Consider the following 18,714-nt stretch of genomic DNA (forward strand, 5'->3'; position numbering starts at 1 on the left):
TGTGTCTCCTGTCCCAGATTGTTGCAGCTGGACTGGGTGCACCAAGCGTCACCTGCCCTTGAACTGGGGCTGACGCTTCTGGAGGAATGCCGACGTTCCTTCCGCCTTGTCTTCCGTCGCGGCGCAAATGCCGAAATAGGATGCCTCGAGCGCAAAGCCCGCGCCCTCACCGGCATCCATTCCCTTGTTCACCGCTTCGAGCGAGAGCCTGACGGAGATCGGAGCGTTGGCCGAAATCTCTCCCAAGATCGCCTCGGCCCGCGCGATCAGGTCCGATGCGGCCACGACCTCGTTCACCAGCCCGATGCGATAGGCTTCCTGCGCGCTGATCATCCCGCCGGACAAGATGAGCTGTAGTGCTCGACCCTTCCCGACAAGGCGCGGGAGGCGTTGCGTGCCGCCGCCGCCGGGGAGCAGGCCGAGTTTCACTTCCGGCTGACCGAAGCGCGCGGTGTCGGCGGCGATCCGAATGGTGCAGGCCATGGCGGTCTCGCACCCGCCGCCGAGGGCATAGCCATTGACGGCCGCAATCACCGGCTTGCCGAGATTTTCGACAAGCTCGAGTACGCCTTGCCCCAAACGGCTGGACTCCTCGGCCTCGACCGCCGAGACCTGCGCAAGTTCGCTGATGTCGGCTCCAGCAATAAACGCCTTGTCACCCGCACCGGTGAGGATCACGCCACGGATGGCAGCGTCATCCCGAGCGTCCTCGAACGCAGTCCGCAAGTCCTTCCAGGTTGGTGTGTTGAGGGCATTCAGCACCTTGGGCCGATTGAGCGTAACATAGGCGATGCCACCCTTTTTCTCGTAGATCACATTTTCAAGCGTCAGGGTGCCGGCTTGCGGAGCCTGGGCCGTCGTGGGTGGCGATGCTGATGTTGACGAGGGCATGGAATCCTCCTGTCTCTTGGACCTGGGAAAACCTCCGGGACGTTCTCCCGCGTTCCGTCACACGAAGGCGCTGAGCCCCGTGATCGCCCTGCCGACGATCAGGTTCTGCATCTGGTAGGTTCCTTCGTAGGAGTAGAGCGCCTCGATATCCGCAAAGAAGCGTGCCACATTGTAGTCGGCGACGATGCCGTTGCCGCCCAGGATCTCACGTCCCCAGGCAACCGTTTCGCGGCCCTTCGAGGTGCAGAAGGCCTTGGCGAGCGACGCATGATGATCCTGCAGCTTGCCCTCGTCATCCATCGTTGCCAGGCGCACCATCAGGCACTGGCAGGCCGTCACGTTGGCAAGCATCTTGGCGAGGAGATCCTGTATCATCTGGAAGGACCCAATGGGCTTGCCGAACTGAAGCCGGTGTTGAGCATAGTCAACCGCGTTCTCGAACGCGCCCATCTGCGCGCCGGTCGCGGCCCAGCCCACAAAGTAACGGGTCATTCTCAGCACGCGCGCCGTATCGCGGAACGAGTTGCCGGCCTGCAGGCGATTTGCTTCGGGGATGCGCACATCCTTCAGCGTGATCTGGCCATTCTGCACGACCTTGAGCGCGATCTTGTGCTCGATCTTTTCGACGCTGAAGCCCGGGGTGGTCTTGTTCTCGACGATGAAGCCCTTGACCTGGTCGTCGGCGACGTCACGCGCCCAGATGATCGACAGATCGCACCATGGAGCGTTGCCGATCCACCGCTTCTGGCCATTGAGGATCCAACTGTCACCGTCACGCTTGGCGGTCGTCAGCAGGCCGCGGCTCGCACCAGAGCCGACGAGCGGCTCAGTCAGGCCGAAACAGCCGATCTTGTCGTAGCTTGCCATCTGCGGCAGCCATTTCTGCTTCTGCTCCTCGGATCCATCCAGATAGATCGACCCCATCGCCAGGCCGCCATGGACGCCGAAGAAGGTGCAGAACGAAGGGTCGATGCGCGCAATTTCCATCGCAACGAAGCCAAACAGCTTCTGGCTGCCACCGGCGCAGCCATAGCCCTGATAGCCGAGGCCACCGAGGCCGAGTTGCTTGAACGAGGGCAGCAGCTCGAAGGGAAACGCATCGTCGGACCAGTATTTGTTGATGATCGGCGCGACCTTCTCTTCCATGTATGCCCGCACCTTCTTGACCGTGGCAAGCTCATCAGGGGTCAGCACGTCGACGAGCTGGTAGAAATCGCTGTTCGGTGCCGGCATAGGCTTTGCGGCCTGAGCGGGTTTGGCCGGGGCTGTCGTTGACATGTGGTTTCTCCTTCATCGTGAACTGCGGCGCGCCTTCGGCGCACGCGGCGGCACTCCGGATGCCACGCGCCTAAGTTTGACGAGTGGTCGCTGCTCGAAAGATTGTCCGGGAAGGGCGGCGCCGTATGTCACGATTTGGCTGTCAATTGGCTGTTTCGGCCATTGCCTGCCGCTGCGTGCAGGAATGGAACTCTACGATCGGGGGTAGTGGCCGAGCGAGGCACGCACTGATACGATCAAATTGCAGGTCGTTGGAGTATCCAATGGGCAATACAGGTGCAGCGGACTTGGTCAGGGCCCTTCTAGCCGCCTATGCGGCAAAGGACCGGGATGCGGCGGAGCGGCTGATCTCGCCCGACTTCCGTTTTTCGAGCCCTTTGGACAACCGGATCGACCGGGCGACTTACTTCGACATCTGCTGGCCCAACAGCAAGCACATCGAAGGTTACGAGATCGAACACCTGCTCGCCGACGAGAATAAGGCCTCCGTGACTTATGTTGGCCGATCCGTATCCGGAAAGCGGTTCAGAAATACGGAGGTCTTTATCTGCCGGGACGGCCAGATCGTTGAAGTGGAAGTCTATTTCGGCTGGTGGGTGCCCCATGACGTCCCGCCAGGCCATCACGTTGACCCGAGGTGACGGCATGTGCGGCCGCGTAAACATCAAGACCAACCTCGACGAGATGCTGCGAGCATTTGCCTTTGCCCAGCAGAACGACGAGGTCGACAGGGCCGCCAACCAGTTTCCCCGCTACAATGGCGCTCCCGGACTGGACTATCCGATCATCATTCGCGACGTCATCCGCGACGCGACCCAACCTGTCTTCGGCCCGGTCTTCAAGATGGCGAGATGGGGTCTCATTCCCCACTTCGCGACGGCCCGCAACGAAGGGTTCAAGCACATCAACGCCCGCGGCGAGACGGTTGCGACCAACGGCATCTTCAAACATGCCTACAGGGCGCGCCGTGCCCTGATGCCGATCACCGGCTATTTCGAGTGGCATGACATCTTGGGGACCGGCAAGAACAAGCAGCCATACGCGATCGCCATGGCCGACGATGCGCCATTCTGCCTCGCCGCGATCTGGCAGGAGTGGCGCGATCCGGCGACGCGGGAGGACGTGACGAGCTTCTGCATCGTCACCTGCGAACCCAACGCGATGATGGCCAAGATCCACAACCGCATGCCTGTCATCCTCCGGCGCGAGGACTATGATCGCTGGCTCAGCGGCGAGCCCGATCCCGGCGATCTGCTGAACCCCTACCCCGCGCAGCTGATGAAGATGTGGAAGATCGACAGGAAGGTCGGGAGCGCGAAGAACGACAGTCCGGATATCCTCGACGAGGTCAGGCCGGAAGATCTGTTCGAATAGCACGGCTAGATCGAGACGGCGGGCGGCAAGCTCTCATGCCGGGCCCAAGGGCTTCATTTGAAACACCGAAATCCACGTGATGTCGGTGAATCCGCCCATGTCGATGTCCATTATTGAACTTCGGACTTTCGGCCTTAAGTCTTATGGGTCGTTTCGTGACGCAGAAACGCCCGACCCGGGACGCGTAGACGCATTCGATCCGAAGTTGCGCCCGCGGCATCTCCGAAACGTCAGGTCTCGTAAAGAGAGCCTTTGGAGCACGCCCATGCCGGCAACGGATGGGCTTGCTCTTTAACTGATCGGTTTCCTGCAGGGAAACGGAGATCAAGATGGGCATCGTTCGGTTTGCACTGCGTTTCCCGTACACATTCTACGTCCTCGCCCTACTGATCGTCTTCCTCGGCGTTTCGGCCATCATGGTCATGCCGATGGACATCTTTCCCCAGATCAACATCCCGGTGGTGTCGGTGATCTGGCAGTACACGGGCCTGAGTACGCCCGAGATGGAGCAGCGCGTCACGACCTACAGCCAGTACGCGATCAGCTCCAACGTGAACGGCATCAAGAACATGGAGGCGCAGACCCTCAACGGCATTTCCGTTCAGAAGATCTATTTCCAGCCGGACGTGAACCTCGACCTCGCCATCTCCCAGATCGTGGCGGGGACGAATGCCATACGCGCCCTCATGCCGGCCGGCATCCAGCCGCCGATCATCGTTCAGTACAACGCATCGAGCGTTCCGGTGCTGCAACTCAGCCTGAGCTCCGACCGCCTCAACGAACAGCAGCTCTATGATTATGGCATCTACAACCTGCGCCAGCAGCTCGCGCCCGTTCAGGGCGTGACGTTTCCGACGCCCGACGGCGGCAAATACCGGCAGATCATGGTCGACATCGACCCGACGAAGCTCCAGGCCCGTGGCCTCACTCCGGCGGATGTGGTCAACGCGGTCAACGCGCAGAACCTGACCTTGCCGTCCGGGCTGGCCAAGATCGGCAATACGCAATACACGGTGCGCACCGATGCGATGCCTTCAACCATCGCCGATCTCAACGCCATCCCGATCAAATATACGAACGGCCAGACCGTATTCCTCAAGGATATCGGGCAGGTGCACGACGGCTGGGCGATTCAGCAGAACATTGTGCGCGACAACGGCCGCCGCTCGGTGCTGCTGAGCGTCATCAAGAACGGCAATGCCTCGACCGTCACCGTCGTCAACGGGGTCCGCAACGCGCTTCAGATCGCACGTGCTGCCGCCCCGCCCGGACTGAACATCAACGAGCTGTTCGACCAATCCAAGCTCGTCACCGCCTCGATCGCGAGCGTGGTCCGTGAAGGCGCGATCGCGGCCGTGCTGACGGGGCTGATGATCCTGCTGTTCCTCGGCTCATTCCGGTCGACCCTGATCGTCCTCATTTCGATCCCGCTTTCGATCCTGACCTCGATCGTCGTCCTGTATTTCATGGGCCACACGCTCAACACCATGACGCTGGGCGGAATGGCGCTCGCGGTCGGCATATTGGTCGACGATTCCACGGTGACGATCGAGAACACGTTCCGGCTGCGCGGCGAAGGCATGAGCCTGGCTTCGGCGACGCTGCACGGCTCGGCCGGCATTGCGGTTCCGACCCTGGTTTCGACGCTCGCAATCAGTTGTGTGTTCACGTCGGTGATATTCCTCGAAGGCCCGGCCAAGTTTCTGTTCACGCCGCTCGGGCTCGCGGTCGTGTTCGCCATGATGGCCTCCTATATGCTGTCGCGGACCTTGACGCCTGTCGCCATTGGCATGCTGCTGAAGGGCGAACATCACGAAGGGACAGAAGGCGGGCGGAGCTGGTTCGGGCGGTTCCACCAGGGGTTTGAGCGCGGCTTCGACCGGTTTCGTCAGGGCTATGTGCGCGTGCTCACGATGCTGCTGAAGCGGCGGGTGATCGTCCCGTTGGCCGCCGCCGTGATGCTCACTCTGGGCGGCGTGATGTTCATGATGGTTGGCCGGGATTTCTTTCCCGTCATCGACGGCGGACAGATCAAACTGCACGTCCGTGCTCCTGCGGCGACCCGCATCGAAGCCACCGAGCGCATCTTCCAGCAGGTCGAGGACAAGGTCCGCGAGATCATACCAGCGCACGATCTCGACCTTATCGTCGACGACATCGGCGTGCCGCAGAGGGTGTACAACCTTGCCTTCACCGACGGCTCGACGATCAACGTCAACGACGGCGTGATCCTGATCTCGCTCAAGGAAGGGCACGCGCCGACGGCCGAATATGTGCGCAAGCTGCGCGCGGCCCTTTCGGCTGCCTTTCCGTCCGACACCTTCTATTTCCAGGCGGCCGACATGACGACGCAGATCCTGAATTTCGGGCTGCCGTCACAGATCGACGTCCGCGTCGTCGGTCGCGACCGTGCCACCAACATTAAGGTGGCGGAGGAGTTGCGCCGCCGCATGGCGGCCACTCCGGGCCTGGCTGACGTCCATCTCCAGCAGGAGATCTATTCACCTGCCTTCCTGGCCAAGATCGATCGCTCGCGGGCGCTGCAGCTTGGGCTCAATGCGGGGGCGATCGCCAACGACCTCAACATCAGTCTGAGCTCCTCGGAACAGGTCTCGCCCAATTTCTGGACCGATCAGGCGGCCGGCATTCCCTATTACATCGCGGTTCAAACACCGCAGTATCTGGTGAACTCACTCGGTGACCTCGGCAACACCCCGGTTACTACCGCCTCAGCCGCTGGAGCCGGTACGCCGGTGCCTGGTCTTCTCAGCAATGTGGCGACGTTGCAGCGCGACACCGTGCCGACAAATTTGAACCAGACCAATATCCAGCCGGTCTACGACGTCTATGCCGGCGCACAAGGGCGGGATCTTGGCAGTATCTCCAACGATATCAACAAGATCGTCGCGGAGCTAAAGCCCCAGCTCAAACCCGGCAACACGATCCAGCTTCTGGGACAGATCCAGAGCATGCGCGATTCCTTCCGGGATCTGGGCATCGGGCTGATTTTCGCAGCTGTGTTCGTCTACCTGCTGATGGTCGTCAACTACCAGAATTTCGGCGACCCGTTCGTGGTCATCCTGGCACTGCCGGCGACCTTGTGCGGCATCCTCACAATGCTGTTCATCACGGGCACGACGCTGAGCGTCCCCTCACTCATGGGGGCGATCATGGCGGTCGGCGTCGCCTCGGCCAATTCCATCCTTCTGGTCACCTTCGCGCGCGAGCAGCAGTTGAACGGACGTAGCGCATTCCGGGCAGCCATCGACGCTGGCTACACCCGTATCCGCCCGGTGCTGATGACCGCGGGCGCGATGATCATCGGCATGACCCCCATGGCCATAGGTGCTCCCGGCGAGGAACAGAATGCGGCGCTGGCGCGCGCGGTGATCGGGGGCCTGCTGTTCGCGACGCCCACCACGCTTTTGATCGTGCCTTATCTGTTTGCCCTGCTGCGCAAGCGCAATGACGGCCTCGCCTCCTACGGCGTCTTTGAGGAGCTTCCGAATGAATGACCTGCGCATTGACCCGGAAGGTCAGCCGGTCCTTGATCTACAGGAGACCGTCGACCGCAAGACGGAAAGCCAGCCAAAACCTCCTCCGGAGGTGCGCCGCCGCTATGGCGGGCGCCTGCTGACCTTTTTCGCATTTCTGCTGCTCGCCGCCGGCCTCGCGCTTGGCGCCTGGCGGTACTATACGCTGCAGCAACAGGTTTCCGACACTGCGGAGCAACAGCGTGATCTGGTGCCCAGCGTGCGTGTCGCCACGGTTGAGCCCAATTCCGGTATCGTGCCGGTCACCTTGCCGGGAACGACCGCCGCCTACGCGACGGCAAGCATCTATGCTCGCGCCACGGGCTATATCGCCAAGCGAAACGTCGACATAGGGGATCAGGTCAAGGCCGGAGAGCTGCTGGCAGATCTCGCCGTTCCCGAACTTGACGATCAGATTTCGCAGAACGAGGCGACACTCACGCAGCTGAAGGCCGCACTCGACCAGGCCCAGGCCAATTTGAAGCTCGCCCAGGTTACCTGGAATCGTGACACGAAGCTGGTCAACCAGGGATGGGCGACCCAGCAGCAGGGGACGATCGACGTCCAGAACCTGAAGGCGCAGGAGGCTGGGGTTGAAGTCGCGAAAGCCAACGTCGCCTCCCAGGAGAACCTGCTGAGGGTGCTCCGCCAGGATCGGAGCTACGCCTCGGTGGTCGCGCCGTTCGACGGCGTCATCACCCAGCGCAATGTCGATGTGGGTACCCTGGTGCAGGGCAACACAACCAGCGGAACCTTCATGTTCGAGATCATGCAGAACGATGTCATCCGCGTGTCGGTTTATGTGCCTCAGGATTCGGCTTTCGGCGTGGAGCCAGGCATCGAAGCGACAGTGCGCGTGCCCGAAATTCCGGACCGTGAGTTCACGGGCCGGGTAACCCGCATCGCCGACGCTCTGCAGAGCGGCACGCGCACGCTCCTCACCGAGGTCGATCTTGCCAATCCGGACGGCGCGCTGAAGCCTGGTGCCTACTGCACTGTCGAGCTTAAAGTGCCTCGCGTGTCCCAGTCGGTCATCGTGCCGGCCGATGCTCTCATCTACAACCGGGACGGGCTGCAGGTCGCAGTCGTCAACGACGGCAAGGCCGAGTTGCGCAAGGTCAGGGAGACGCGTGACCTGGGCACGCGGGTGGAAGTGGACTCAGGGGTCAAGGCAGGCGAGCAGGTGATCCTCGATCCGCCGGTCTACCTGGCCGACGGCAGCAAGGTACAGCCACAGCCTGAGCCGCCTCCGCCTGCGGCCCCTGTCGCAAGCAAGTAGGCTTTTGGCTGGATCGCCAACGACCCCAGCTGGCATATACGGACTGTTCACGAAGTGTCGGCGGCTCCTTGCTTGAAGCACGGCCTGCGCGTGCTACATCTGCTGCATGAAAAAGATCGGCTTCCTATCGTTCGGGCATTGGAACCCCTCGCCCCATTCGCAAACGCGGTCTGCATCCGACGCGCTTCTGCAGTCGATCGACCTGGCTGTCGCGGCCGAGGAACTGGGCGCCGACGGGGCATATTTCCGCGTGCACCACTTCGCCCGCCAGCTCGCCTCGCCATTTCCGCTGCTGGCGGCGGTAGGCGCAAGGACCAGCCGTATCGAGATCGGCACGGCGGTCATTGACATGCGCTACGAGAACCCACTCTACATGGCCGAGGATGCCGGCTCAGCCGACCTCATCGCTGGCGGGCGCCTGCAGTTGGGCATCAGCCGCGGCTCGCCGGAGCAGGTCATCGACGGGTGGCGGTATTTCGGCTACGCCCCGCCCGAAGGGCAGAGCGACGCGGACATGGCCCGGCGGCACGCCGAGGTGTTTCTTGAAATTCTTCGCGGCAAGGGTTTTGCCGAACCCAATCCGCAACCGATGTTCCCCAACCCGCCCGGACCCTTGCGCCTTGAGCCTCACTCCGAGGGTCTGCGCGAGCGCATCTGGTGGGGTGCTGCAACCAACGCCACTGCGGAATGGGCGGCGAAATTGGGAATGAACCTCCAGAGTTCAACGCTCAAATTCGACGAGAGCGGACAGCCCCTTCACGTCCAGCAGGCCGACCAGATCCGGGCGTTTCGCGCGGCATGGAAGGAAGCTGGACACGCGCGCGAGCCGCGGGTGTCGGTCAGCCGCAGCATCTTTGCGCTGGTGGATGAGCGTGACCGCACCTATTTCGGCCGCAGCGAGGGCGAAGATCATTTCGGCTTCATCGAGGCAGGTACGCGCGCCGTGTTTGGCCGCACCTACGCCGCCGAACCGGATGTGCTTGTCGAGCAGCTGAGCCAGGATGAGGCGATCGCCGAGGCCGACACGCTGCTTCTCACCGTGCCCAATCAGCTCGGCGTGGACTACAATGCGCATGTTATCGAGGCGATACTCAAGCACGTCGCCCCTGCCCTCGGTTGGCGCTGACGGGCAACGAGCTTTGACCGTCAGGTCAGGGCCATGCCCGACGGGGCTATTGAAGTGTGCTGCTTGCGCAATGCGTCGGCCGATTGACGCACCACTTCGGAAATCTGCAGGAGTTGCTCGGCAAGGGGACTTGCCTTGCGCCAGACCATGCCGACCGTTCGTGATGGCTGGGGGCTGTTGAAGCGGGCGACCGAAACGGTGGCAGAGCGCGTCTCCACCGGCACGGCCATTTCCGGGATCAAGGTGACGCCAATGCCGGCGCTGACCATCTGGACCAGTGTGGACAGCGAGCTGCCGTCCAGCAACTCCCGTGGTCGGGCCGAATGCAGGTTGCAGAACGACAGGGCCTGCTCGCGAAAACAATGCCCCTCTTCCAAAAGGAGCAGCCTCATCTCGCGAAGCATTTCGCGATTGGGCACCGGCTTTCCCTCATCCTCGCCGGGCCGGACCAGCACGAAATCCTCCGCGAACAGCGCGACCTCGGTCAGTGAAGGCTCGGAGATCGGAAGGGCAACGATGGCCGTGTCGAGCCGGCCATCCGCCAGCTCTTGAATGAGCTTCTGCGTCAGCGTCTCGCGCACGTGAATGTCGAGCCCCTCATGCATGCGGGCGAGATTGCCGATGATGGTCGGCAGCAGGTAGGGCGCGATAGTCGGGATCACGCCTATCCGCAACCGCCCCACCAGCCGGTTCCGCGAGGCCCGCGCGAGGTCCGCCAATTCGTCAACTGAACGCAGGATATCGCGGACGCGCTGGGCAAATTCTTCCCCGAAGCTGGTCAGCCGAACCTGTCTCGCGCTTCTCTCGAAGAGGTCCGTTCCAAGCGTCTCCTCCAATTCCCTGATCTGCACCGACATTGCGGGCTGGGAGATCGCGCAGGCGTCCGCCGCACGCCCGAAGTGGCCGTGTCGGGCCATGGCCTCGAAATAGCGAAGCTGCTTGAGTGTCAGATTCATCATAACCCCGTCTTATCGCTGCAATCAGTAAATCCAACTTAAACTAATCGCCGGTTTTTGGTATAGGGATTGAGGCGAGATGAGGAGGAGCTCATGTCACGACAGCCTCGCGTTGCGTCCCGCAAGGGCGCCGGGATCGCCGGTATCCAGATCGCTTGGATAGCCGGTGCCCACAAGGCTTGTTTGGCTCCAGAACGGTCTCCTCGCCAGGAAGCCGTAACGATAGGGACGTTCTACGTGTCTGACTTCTAGTCGGCGCGCGGCGACGAGTGCGCGCCTTCAAAGGCACTCTTGGTCCCTCTCCGCGGAGCAGTTCAATCAACCCAGCCACGACCGGAGTAAAAAATGGACGCAAAGACTGAAGAGAGCGCGGGCAAGTGCCCAGTTGCACACACGCCTGCTGCCAGAACCAATCGGGAGTGGTGGCCAAACCAGTTGGACCTCGGGGTTCTTCACCAGCACTCCAGCCTGTCCGACCCGATGGGCGAGGCGTTCGACTACGCCAAGGAATTCCAGAGCCTCGACCTTGATGCCGTAATCGCGGACCTCAAGGCGCTGATGACGGACTCGCAGGATTGGTGGCCGGCCGACTTCGGCCACTATGGCCCGCTGTTCATCCGCATGGCCTGGCACAGCGCCGGCACCTATCGCATCGGCGACGGTCGCGGCGGCGCCGGAGCCGGCCAGCAGCGTTTTGCCCCACTCAACAGCTGGCCGGACAATGTGAACCTCGACAAGGCGCGCCGGCTTCTCTGGCCGATCAAGCAGAAATACGGCCGCAAGATCTCCTGGGCCGACCTGATGATCCTGACCGGCAACGTCGCCCTTGAATCCATGGGCTTCAAGACCTTTGGTTTCGCCGGCGGCCGCGAGGACGTCTGGGAGCCCGAACAGGACGTCTATTGGGGTTCGGAAGGCACGTGGCTCGCGGACGAGCGCTACAGCGGCGACCGCGACCTCGAAAACCCTCTCGCCGCCGTGCAGATGGGCCTGATCTACGTCAATCCGGAAGGGCCGAACGGCAACCCGGATCCGATCGCGGCTGCACGCGACATCCGCGAAACCTTCGCACGCATGGCGATGAACGACGAGGAAACCGTCGCGCTCATCGCCGGTGGCCACTCCTTCGGCAAGACCCATGGCGCCGGCGATGCGGCATTGGTGGGTCCGGCACCGGAAGCCGCCGACATCGAGCATCAGGGCCTCGGCTGGAAGAGCAGCCACGGCACAGGCAAGGGCGGCGACGCGATCGGCAGCGGCCTGGAAGTCACCTGGACCACGACGCCGACCAAGTGGAGCAACAACTTTCTCTGGAACCTGTTCGGCTACGAATGGGAGCTGACCAAGAGCCCGGCCGGCGCCCATCAGTGGACGCCGAAGCAAGGCATGGGCGCCAACACGATCCCGGATGCGCACGATGCGTCGAAGCGTCATGCCCCGACCATGCTGACCACCGATCTCTCGCTGCGCTTCGACCCTGCATACGAGAAGATCGCCCGTCGCTTCCTGGAGAACCCGGACCAGTTCGCGGACGCCTTCGCCCGGGCCTGGTACAAGCTGACGCATCGCGACATGGGCCCGATCGCACGCTATCTCGGCCCACTCGTGCCCAAGGAGGTTCTGATCTGGCAGGACCCGATCCCCGCCGTCGATCATGAACTGGTCAACGAGCAGGACATCGCGGCGCTGAAGGCCAAGATCCTCGCGTCCGGCCTGACGGTTGCGCAGTTGGTCTCGACGGCCTGGGCGTCGGCCTCGACGTTCCGCGGCTCCGACAAGCGCGGCGGCGCCAATGGCGCGCGCATCCGCCTTGCGCCCCAGAAGGACTGGGACGTCAACCAGCCGGCCGAACTGGCGAAGGTTTTGGAGAAGCTCGAAGCTATCCAGAAGGAGTTCAACGCTTCGCAGGCCGGCGGGAAGAAGGTCTCGCTTGCCGACCTGATCGTCCTCGGCGGTGCCGCCGCGGTCGAGAAGGCCGCCAAGGATGGCGGACACGAGGTGAAGGTTCCCTTCGCGCCGGGCCGCACGGACGCCTCGCAGGATCAGACTGACGTCCACTCCTTCGCGCCGCTCGAGCCGGTAGCCGATGGCTTCCGCAACTACTCGCGCGGCGGGCCGCGCCTGTCCCCCGAAGCCGCGTTGGTCGATAAAGCGCAGTTGCTCACGCTGACCGCACCCGAAATGGCGGTGCTCCTCGGTGGCCTGCGCGTACTCGGCGCGAATGTCGGCGGCTCGACGCATGGCGTCTTCACCGCGCGGCCCGGAACGCTGACCAACGACTTCTTCGTGAACCTGCTCGACATGGGCACGGAGTGGAAGGCGGCTTCGGACGCCAAGGACGTGTTCGAAGGGCGCGACCGCAAGACCGGCGAAGCCAAGTGGACCGGCACCCGCGTCGACCTGATCTTCGGCTCGCACTCGCAGCTTCGCGCTCTGGCGGAAGTCTATGGCGCGGCGGATGCGAAGGAGAAATTCGTGAAGGACTTCGTGGCGGCCTGGAACAAGGTGATGAACGCCGACCGCTTCGATCTCGCCTGATCTCGGCGCAACAAGGCTATGGCGCGGCTATGCAGCCGCGCCAGATCCATTTTTAGTTCGGGCTGGTGCAGCCGAACTGTCGGGAAAATCAACCGACGTTCATACGGTCGGGAAATGACAGGCGACCTTCCGGCCGGACTTGTGCTCGACCAGTGCCGGGCGCTCCGTGCGGCAGCGGTCCTGCGCGACCGGGCAACGCGGGTGGAAGCGGCAGCCTGAGGGCGGCTTGAGCGGGCTTGGCACATCGCCCGACAGGATGATGCGCTTGCGGCGCCCGCTCGGCGTTGTCTCCACTACAGGAACGGCCGATATCAGCGCCTGGCTGTATGGGTGCGCTGGTGCCGAGAACACCTCTTCCGAAGGCCCCTCTTCCACGATCGAGCCGAGATACATCACTGCAATACGCGTCGACACCTGCCGCACCACCGAGAGGTCGTGCGCGATGAAGATGTAGGTGAGCTTCAGCTTGTCCTGCAAATCGGCAAGCAGATTGACAATCTGCGCCTGCACCGACACGTCCAGCGCCGAGACGGGCTCGTCCAATACGACGAGGTCAGGGTTGAGCGCGATGGCGCGCGCAATGCCGACGCGCTGGCGCTGGCCGCCGGAAAACTCATGAGGGTAGCGACCCACATGATCGGGCAGCAGGCCGACCAGATCGAACAGTTCGGCAACCCGCTCGCGGATACCGGCAGGTGTCAGTTTGCCGTGGACGCGCAGCGGCTCTGCCACCAGATCCCCTACCCGGCGACGCGGATTGAGCGACGCGGACGGGTCCTGGAATACCATCTGCAGGCGACGACGGACCGGCCGCAGTTCGGCGAGCGACTTTCCGGTGATATCATCGCCATCGAACAGGAGCTGCCCATCGGTGATGTCGTAGAGCCTGACCAGGCAGCGCGCCAGGGTGGACTTGCCGCAGCCCGACTCCCCCACCAGGCCAACGGTTTCGCCGCGCCGTACCGTCAGCGATACATTGTCGACGGCATGCACCACGCGCCGGCCTTCCGCCGAAAAGCGGGTGCCGATGGCAAAGCGCTTGCTGAGCGCACGCGTTTCGAGGATGGGCTGGTCCGTTCCGGTCATCTGTTCGCTCATGCTTGCGCCATCCGGAAACATGCGGCTGCATGGCTGGCGCCGACGAGGTCGGGCTTGCCTGCATCGCACGCCTCATAGCGCACCGGGCAGCGTGGCCCGAATGCGCAACCCTTCGGCAGGCGCAGCAGCGAGGGCGGCGAGCCGGGAATTGCCGGCAGGCGGCGAGGTTTGTCGCCGGTCAATGGCGGGATCGAACCGAGCAGCGCCCGCGTATAGGGATGCGACGGATCGGTGAAGAGTTCCGACCGGCTACCGCGCTCCACGATGCGGCCGGCATACATGACCATCACCCGGTCGGCGAGCTCGGAAACCACGCCCATGTCGTGCGTGATGAACACGACCGCGGAGTTGTGGGTCGCGCGCAGCTTGCGCACCAGGTCGAGGATGCCGGCTTGCACCGTGACGTCGAGTGCGGTGGTGGGCTCATCGGCCACCAGAAGCGCCGGGTTGCATGACAGCGCCATGGCAATCACCGCGCGCTGACGCATGCCACCCGAGAGCTGGTGCGGATAGCGCGACATCGCCTCGCGCGGGTTCGGGAAATTCACTTCCGCGAGAAGCTCCTCTACCCGGTCGAGCGCAGCCGACCGGCTGACACGCTGATGTGCCTGGATCTGCTCGGCGATCTGCCAGCCGATCGTATAGACCGGCGTCAGCGCCGTCATCGGATCCTGGAAGATCATGGCGATTTCGTTGCCGCGCAGACGCCGCAGTTCGCGCGCCGGAAGGCCGACCAGTTCGCGGCCCTTGTAGCGGATCGAGCCCTCGATCACCGCATTGGGGTCGGTGATCAGGCCCATGACCGCCAGCAGCGACACGGTCTTGCCCGAGCCGGATTCGCCGACCACGCCAAGGATTTCGCCCTCTTCCAGATCGAAGGAAACGCCGTCGATGGCCCGCACCAGGCCATCGTCAGTGCGGAAGGACACTTTGAGGTCGCGCACCGAAAGCATCATGACGTCTTCACACGGGGATCGAGGAGAATGTAGACGAAGTCGACAACCGCATTGGCGATGACCACGAACATGGAAGCGTACATGACTGTCGCCATGATCATTGGCAGGTCGAGGCTCTGCAGCGCGTCATAGGTCAGCTTGCCGATGCCCTGCAGGCCGAAGACGACCTCGGTCAAAAGAGCCGAGCCACCCACCAGCGCGCCGAAGTCCAATCCAAACAGGGTGACGAAGGCGATGAGCGACGTGCGCAGGGCATGGCGCAGCAGGATGCGGGTTTCCGACAGGCCCTTGGCGCGAGCCGTGCGGATATAGTCTTCCTGCATGGATTCGATGATCGCCGCCCTGAGCACCCGGCCATAGATGCCGATGTAAAGGATGGCGAGCGTGATCCATGGGATCACCAAGGTCAGGAACCAGCCCTTCGGGTCGTCGGAAAAGTTCTTGTAGCCGAGCGGCGGCACCCATGAGAACAGCCAGGTGTCGTGATAGCGGCTCTGGCTGAACAGGTTCATCACCTCGCCCAGCCAATAGACCGGCATGGAGATGCCAAGCAGGCCCAGCGCCATCAGCAGCCTGTCCAGCCAGCTGTTACGCGTGGCGGCGGCGACGACGCCGATGATGATGGAAAACACTACCCACAAAACGGCCGCGCCGAAGACCAGCGACAGCGTGATCGGGATGGAATCCAGCACCGCCGGCACCACCTTCCAGCCGCGATTGACGAAGGAGGTGAGGTCGCCGGTGATGAAGATCTTCTTCATCATCAGTGCATATTGCACATAGAGCGGCCGGTCGAAGCCGAAGCTGTGGCGCACGGCCTCAAGCACCTCCGGAGCCGCATTGCGGCCGGCAATGCGCGCCGCGGGATCAGCGCCGGGCGTGGCAAAGAAAATCAAAAATACGATGACCGAGATGCCGAACATCACGAACAGCATCTGGCCGAGGCGGCGCAGGATCGGATAGATCATCAGTCGCGCCCCAGTCGCACTTTGGAGCGAGGATCGAGCGCGTCGCGCAGGCCGTCGCCGAAGACGTTGAGCGCCATGACCGAGATAGCGATGGCAATGCCGGGCGCCAGCGCCACCAGCGGACGGGTGTAGAGCAGCGCCTGCCCGTCCTGAATGATGGTGCCCCAACTCGCGTCGGGCGGCTGCACGCCGATCGACAGGAAGGATAGCGCCGACTCCGTCAGCATGTTCAGCGCCATCATCAGTGGCACGAAGACGATCAACGTGGTGGTGATGTTGGGCAGGATGTCCCGCCACAGAATCCTCGGCCCCGGCACGCCGAGATTGATGGCGGCCATGACGAATTCACTGTTGCGCAGGGACAGAACCTGTCCGCGCAAGGGCCGCGCGACATATGGCACGTAGACGATGCCGATGATGATGACGGGCAACCACAGGCTGCCCGACTCGATCGTGATGGGCCCGATGGAGATGCCTTCCGCGATGGTGACGATGGAAAGCGAGATCGCCAGAAGGTAGATCGGAAAGGCCCACAGAATGTCGAGAAAGCGCGACAGCACCGTATCGGTGATGCCGCCGAAATAGCCGGCGATCAGTCCCGCTGCCGTACCGAGTATCAGGGTCAACACGGTTGCGGCGGTCGAAATCAGCAACGAGTTGAGGCCGCCATAGAGCATGCGAGCCATCACGTCCCGGCCCTGGTTGTCGGCACCCAGGAAATAGTTGCCGAGCCTCCAGGTCGGCCCGAGCGGCGTATAGCCGAGGCCCAGCCCCTCCGTGGATTGCTCCATCACCGGCACGTCCTGGCCGTCGATGGTAATCACCGCATCGAGCGTCGACACGAATGGATCGACGCCCGCCCAACGCGCATAAAGCGGCGCGCTGAGGCAGGCGACCACTATGATCAGGACAATGGCAAGGGCGGCCATGGCCGCCCTGTTCCTCATCAGCTTCGCAAATGCGAGGGCCCAGGGCCCTCGCGCCTTGCGCGGCACAGCTACAACTTCACTCGACACAAAAGCTATCCGTCAACAGATCGTCACTGCACCCAGGCCTGGGTGAAGATCCAGTAGAACTGGGCGTTAAACTTGAAGTTGCCCATGCGCTTGCTGACGAAGTCCACATGCTTTGGCGTGAACAGCGCGACAGCCGCCGCCTTGTCGGTGACTTCCTTGTCGACCTCGGACCACAGCTTGTTGGCGGCGTCCTGATCGGTCACGCCGAGATCCATGGCCTGCTTCATCTTGGCGTCGATATCCTTGTCGCAGAAACCGGAGATATTGACGGAAGCGTCCGAACCCTCACGGAAGCTGTCGCAGCCGAACAGGATGTTCAGGAAGTTCGAGGCGGCCGGGTAGTCCTGATACCACTGGCTCACCGACATCTGCACCTTGTTGTTGGTGTTCTGGATGTAGGTGAACTGCAGGTTCGGCGAGATCGGCTTCACGTCCGCCTGGTAGCCGATGCTGGTGAGCACGCTCTGCAGATAAACGCCGATCGACCGGGACACGGCGGTGTCCTCGACGATGACCGTGACCTTCTGGCCCTTGGTGCCCGACTCCTCAACCAGCTGCTTGGCCTTGTCGAGATCGGTCGCCGACCACTTGGCGCCAGGGTTCTTGGTGAACGGGCAATAGTCCACATGGCCGGGGAAGTCCGGCGGCAGCACCTGGCAGACGGGCGAGCCCAGCACCTTGCCGCCAAAGAGATTGACCAGCGTGTTGCGGTCGACCGCATAGGCGACTGCCTGGCGCGCCTTCTCGTTGTCGAATGGCGCAAGGTTGGTATTGAGGGGGGCATACCACCAGGCCGTCAGCGGCGAGATGTGCACCTGGTCCATGTATTTGGTGCCGAGCTCGACCAGTCGGTCCGTCGGCGGTTGGTCGTACATCCAGTCAGCCTCGCCCTTCTGGATCGCGGTGACCGCCGCTTCCTCGGTGAGGCCGAAATCGTACTGAACGACGTCCGGATAGCCGTCGGGCTGCGCTTCCTCGCTCCACTGCTTGAAGTGGGGGTTGCGCTCCATCGTCATGCCCTTGTTGGGGTCGTAGGCAGAGATCATGTAGGCGCCGGTGCTGGGAATGGGCTTGGAGCCGACATCTTCCGTCGGCGTGTCCGCCGGCAGGATGACCGCGTGCGGCATGGCAAGCTTGTCGAGGAATTCTGCATCCGGCTTGGTGATGTTGATCGTCACGGCGCCGGCCGCTTCGTCGCCGACGACGCCACCCTCGAGGGTGCAGGTGCTGGTCTCGGCAAGGCACTTGTCGGCGCCGACGATGCCTGCATAGAACGTACCCGAGGTCGGCCCTGAAACCTTGAAGATGCGCTGGAACGACGCCACCACGTCCTTCACGCCCAGTTCGTCGCCATTCGAGAACTTGATACCCTTGCGGATCTTGAAGGTGAAGGTCTTGCCGTCGTTGCTGACCTGCGGCATGTCCTCTGCGATGTCGGCGACGATCTTGAAGCCGTCCTTGCCGTCCGCCTTCCTGAAGGCGACGAGGCCGTCATAAAGCGGCTGGAACACCTGCCAGTATTGCAGGGTGTAGTTGATGTGCGGGTCGAGCGTGCCGGCAGCCGAGCGGGCCAGCAGACGCAAAGTGCCGCCGCGGTGCTCTTGCTGATAGTCTGCGTGGGCTGCGGAAAGCGACCCGCAGGCGAGCAAGGCGGCCGCCGAGGCGGCCAGAACCATTTTCTTCATCGAAGTTCCCCTTGTT

14 protein-coding genes are annotated in these 18,714 nt (G+C 62.7%); 6 read left to right on the plus strand and 8 right to left on the minus strand.

Annotated features, from left to right (window positions below; all coding sequences use genetic code 11):
* Positions 1 to 48: 48 nt before the first annotated feature.
* Both M2281_RS05450 and M2281_RS05455 read right to left on the minus strand, forming a co-directional pair.
* Positions 49 to 891 (minus strand): enoyl-CoA hydratase-related protein, encoded by an 843-nt coding sequence (locus M2281_RS05450; RefSeq protein WP_280820070.1) that lies wholly within the window; start codon positions 889 to 891, stop codon positions 49 to 51.
* A gap of 57 nt (positions 892 to 948) precedes the next feature.
* A complete protein-coding gene (locus M2281_RS05455; RefSeq protein ID WP_280820071.1) occupies positions 949 to 2,169 on the minus strand; it encodes an acyl-CoA dehydrogenase family protein in 1,221 nt (406 codons plus the stop codon).
* A gap of 263 nt (positions 2,170 to 2,432) precedes the next feature.
* Between M2281_RS05455 and M2281_RS05460 the strand changes: the two genes are divergently transcribed.
* The 5 genes from M2281_RS05460 to M2281_RS05480 all read left to right on the plus strand — a co-directional run bounded on the left by M2281_RS05460 (position 2,433) and on the right by M2281_RS05480 (position 9,481).
* Positions 2,433 to 2,810, plus strand: a complete 378-nt coding sequence (locus tag M2281_RS05460) for a nuclear transport factor 2 family protein (RefSeq protein ID WP_280820072.1) — start codon at positions 2,433 to 2,435, stop codon at positions 2,808 to 2,810.
* 4 nt (positions 2,811 to 2,814) lie between these two features.
* Positions 2,815 to 3,543 (plus strand): SOS response-associated peptidase, encoded by a 729-nt coding sequence (locus tag M2281_RS05465; protein ID WP_280821123.1) that lies wholly within the window; start codon positions 2,815 to 2,817, stop codon positions 3,541 to 3,543.
* Positions 3,544 to 3,872: 329 nt separating this feature from the next.
* A complete protein-coding gene (locus M2281_RS05470) occupies positions 3,873 to 7,058 on the plus strand; it encodes an efflux RND transporter permease subunit (RefSeq protein WP_280820073.1) in 3,186 nt (1,061 codons plus the stop codon).
* Positions 7,051 to 8,355: an efflux RND transporter periplasmic adaptor subunit gene (locus M2281_RS05475; RefSeq protein ID WP_280820074.1), complete on the plus strand. Its 1,305-nt coding sequence runs from the start codon at positions 7,051 to 7,053 to the stop codon at positions 8,353 to 8,355. Before M2281_RS05470 ends, M2281_RS05475 begins: the two co-directional genes overlap by 8 nt.
* Before the next feature lie 106 nt (positions 8,356 to 8,461).
* Positions 8,462 to 9,481 carry an LLM class flavin-dependent oxidoreductase gene (locus tag M2281_RS05480; RefSeq protein WP_280820075.1) on the plus strand — a complete coding sequence of 340 codons (1,020 nt, stop codon included), beginning with the start codon at positions 8,462 to 8,464 and terminating at the stop codon, positions 9,479 to 9,481.
* 20 nt (positions 9,482 to 9,501) lie between these two features.
* On the opposite strand, the gene M2281_RS05485 is transcribed toward M2281_RS05480, so the two are convergent.
* The gene (locus M2281_RS05485; RefSeq protein WP_280820076.1) at positions 9,502 to 10,440 is read right to left on the minus strand and encodes a LysR substrate-binding domain-containing protein; all 939 of its coding nucleotides are present in this window, start codon (positions 10,438 to 10,440) and stop codon (positions 9,502 to 9,504) included.
* Between the two features lie 342 nt (positions 10,441 to 10,782).
* Between M2281_RS05485 and katG the strand changes: the two genes are divergently transcribed.
* Entirely contained in the window at positions 10,783 to 12,975 is a 2,193-nt protein-coding gene (katG, locus tag M2281_RS05490; protein WP_280820077.1) for a catalase/peroxidase HPI, read from the plus strand.
* 99 nt (positions 12,976 to 13,074) lie between these two features.
* Here katG and M2281_RS05495 read toward each other — a convergent pair whose 3' ends face one another.
* Genes M2281_RS05495 through M2281_RS05515 form a run of 5 tightly spaced genes read right to left on the minus strand, consistent with a single transcriptional unit; the run spans position 13,075 to position 18,698 of the window.
* Entirely contained in the window at positions 13,075 to 14,073 is a 999-nt protein-coding gene (locus tag M2281_RS05495) for an ABC transporter ATP-binding protein (RefSeq protein ID WP_425537670.1), read from the minus strand.
* Positions 14,070 to 15,029 (minus strand): ABC transporter ATP-binding protein, encoded by a 960-nt coding sequence (locus M2281_RS05500; protein ID WP_280820078.1) that lies wholly within the window; start codon positions 15,027 to 15,029, stop codon positions 14,070 to 14,072. The genes M2281_RS05495 and M2281_RS05500 overlap by 4 nt, the downstream gene beginning before the upstream one ends.
* Positions 15,026 to 15,997: an ABC transporter permease gene (locus M2281_RS05505; protein ID WP_280820079.1), complete on the minus strand. Its 972-nt coding sequence runs from the start codon at positions 15,995 to 15,997 to the stop codon at positions 15,026 to 15,028. The genes M2281_RS05500 and M2281_RS05505 overlap by 4 nt, the downstream gene beginning before the upstream one ends.
* Positions 15,997 to 17,013, minus strand: a complete 1,017-nt coding sequence (locus M2281_RS05510) for an ABC transporter permease (RefSeq protein ID WP_280820080.1) — start codon at positions 17,011 to 17,013, stop codon at positions 15,997 to 15,999. Before M2281_RS05510 ends, M2281_RS05505 begins: the two co-directional genes overlap by 1 nt.
* A 23-nt stretch (positions 17,014 to 17,036) precedes the next feature.
* On the minus strand, positions 17,037 to 18,698 hold the full coding sequence (locus M2281_RS05515) for an ABC transporter substrate-binding protein (RefSeq protein WP_280820081.1): 1,662 nt from the start codon (positions 18,696 to 18,698) through the stop codon (positions 17,037 to 17,039).
* Positions 18,699 to 18,714 lie beyond the last annotated feature (16 nt).

The sequence above is a fragment of the Pseudaminobacter soli (ex Li et al. 2025) genome (genome assembly GCF_029892515.1).
GTDB lineage: Bacteria > Pseudomonadota > Alphaproteobacteria > Rhizobiales > Rhizobiaceae > Pseudaminobacter > Pseudaminobacter soli_A.

Excerpts from the sequence above, each read along its gene's own strand:
- M2281_RS05450 (WP_280820070.1), bottom strand. The coding sequence starts at position 891 with ATGCCCTCGTCAACATCAGCATCGCCACCCACGACGGCCCAGGCTCCG.
- M2281_RS05455 (WP_280820071.1), bottom strand. The coding sequence starts at position 2,169 with ATGTCAACGACAGCCCCGGCCAAACCCGCTCAGGCCGCAAAGCCTATG.
- M2281_RS05460 (WP_280820072.1), top strand. The coding sequence starts at position 2,433 with ATGGGCAATACAGGTGCAGCGGACTTGGTCAGGGCCCTTCTAGCCGCC.
- M2281_RS05465 (WP_280821123.1), top strand. The coding sequence starts at position 2,815 with ATGTGCGGCCGCGTAAACATCAAGACCAACCTCGACGAGATGCTGCGA.
- M2281_RS05470 (WP_280820073.1), top strand. The coding sequence starts at position 3,873 with ATGGGCATCGTTCGGTTTGCACTGCGTTTCCCGTACACATTCTACGTC.
- M2281_RS05475 (WP_280820074.1), top strand. The coding sequence starts at position 7,051 with ATGAATGACCTGCGCATTGACCCGGAAGGTCAGCCGGTCCTTGATCTA.
- M2281_RS05480 (WP_280820075.1), top strand. The coding sequence starts at position 8,462 with ATGAAAAAGATCGGCTTCCTATCGTTCGGGCATTGGAACCCCTCGCCC.
- M2281_RS05485 (WP_280820076.1), bottom strand. The coding sequence starts at position 10,440 with ATGATGAATCTGACACTCAAGCAGCTTCGCTATTTCGAGGCCATGGCC.
- katG (WP_280820077.1), top strand. The coding sequence starts at position 10,783 with ATGGACGCAAAGACTGAAGAGAGCGCGGGCAAGTGCCCAGTTGCACAC.
- M2281_RS05495 (WP_425537670.1), bottom strand. The coding sequence starts at position 14,073 with ATGAGCGAACAGATGACCGGAACGGACCAGCCCATCCTCGAAACGCGT.
- M2281_RS05500 (WP_280820078.1), bottom strand. The coding sequence starts at position 15,029 with ATGATGCTTTCGGTGCGCGACCTCAAAGTGTCCTTCCGCACTGACGAT.
- M2281_RS05505 (WP_280820079.1), bottom strand. The coding sequence starts at position 15,997 with ATGATCTATCCGATCCTGCGCCGCCTCGGCCAGATGCTGTTCGTGATG.
- M2281_RS05515 (WP_280820081.1), bottom strand. The coding sequence starts at position 18,698 with ATGAAGAAAATGGTTCTGGCCGCCTCGGCGGCCGCCTTGCTCGCCTGC.